The following is a 1,251-nucleotide window of genomic DNA, read 5'->3' as shown; positions in this document are numbered from 1 at the left end:
GGGTGCCGCTCCGCGCGGGGGGCCCGCGAAAGGGCCCCCCGCCGTAGGCGGTGACCGCCGCGTCGTCGGCCGACCGCTTGTCGAGACCGTGCTCGCCGGTCACCAGCACCGTGGTCCGCGCGTGGCCGCCCCCCTGCAGGGACTGGCGCAGCCCGGCCTCCCCGACCGTGCGGTTGAACGCCACCAGCGCGGTGAGCACCGCCGTGGTGATCAGCACGGTGAGCAGGACGGCACCGGCCAGCGGCAGTCGCCCGCGCAACCGGCGCACGACGAAGCCGAGCATCCCGTTCCTCCCCCTGACGAATCGCCCCGGCTTCCGCGTAACGGCCCGACCGACCCGACGGGGTCCGGCCGGGGATGAGCGCCCGTCGCGAGCCGGAGTGATGATCACCGGCACTTGATCACCGGATAGCGGACGATGCTGTCAGATTCATACTCGGAACGGAAGGGACTTGCGCGAATCATGTAACTGGTGAGCAAATTCTTCTCATTGAGCGCGCATATCCAGGTGACAGGCCATCAAAGGGCCATGCACACGTCATGCAATTCTCGTTCACGGCGGCCCGTGCGGCAGGCCGAGGACGTCGCTCCAGCCGCTGAACCGCAGAACCGCAGAACCGACAGAGAGCCAGGGGGACGCCCGCATGACACAGCAACCGGTCGGTACCGTGACCACGTCCACGACCGTGCCGATGGTGGCCGTCAGCGACCTCCGCCACAGCTTCGGCACCGGCGAGCGGGCCGTGCACGCGCTGCGCGGCGTCTCCTTCTCCGTCGGCCGGGGTGAACTGACCGCACTCAAGGGCCGGTCGGGCTCCGGCAAGACCACGCTGCTCAACCTGGTCGGCGGCCTGGACAAACCGACCGGCGGCACCATCGCGCTGGACGGCACCGAGCTGGCCGGCCTGGACGAGGAAGCCCGGCTGGCGATGCGCCGGGACCGGATCGGCTTCGTGTTCCAGTCCTTCGGCCTGATCCCCGTCCTCACCGCCGCCGAGAACGTCGGCGTGCCGATGCGGCTGCGCAAGGTTCCGAGCGCCCGGCGCGAGGAGCGGGCCCGCACCCTGCTGGCCATGGTCGGACTCGCCGACCACGCCGACCAGCGCCCCGGCGAACTCTCCGGCGGGCAGCAGCAGCGCGTCGCCATCGCCCGCGCCCTGGCCAACGAGCCCGATCTGATCATCGCCGACGAGCCCACCGGCCAGCTCGACTCCGAGACCGGCCGTGCGATCATGCAGCTGCTGCGCGCGG

General features: G+C 71.1%; 2 protein-coding genes. One reads left to right on the top strand and one right to left on the bottom strand.

The window, feature by feature from the left end; all coding sequences use genetic code 11:
* Positions 1-283: hypothetical protein (locus tag MCM47_RS41035; protein WP_238951860.1), on the bottom strand; the 283-nt coding region annotated here is incomplete at its 3' end.
* Positions 284-644: 361 nt separating this feature from the next.
* Here MCM47_RS41035 and MCM47_RS41030 point away from each other — a divergent pair.
* A partial coding sequence (locus MCM47_RS41030; protein WP_238951859.1) for an ABC transporter ATP-binding protein occupies positions 645-1,251 on the top strand: 607 nt, incomplete at its 3' end.

Origin of the sequence: Kitasatospora sp. A2-31 (genome assembly GCF_022288725.1) — a bacterium.
GTDB lineage: Bacteria > Actinomycetota > Actinomycetes > Streptomycetales > Streptomycetaceae > Kitasatospora.
This window is presented reverse-complemented; position numbering and strand designations above follow the sequence as displayed.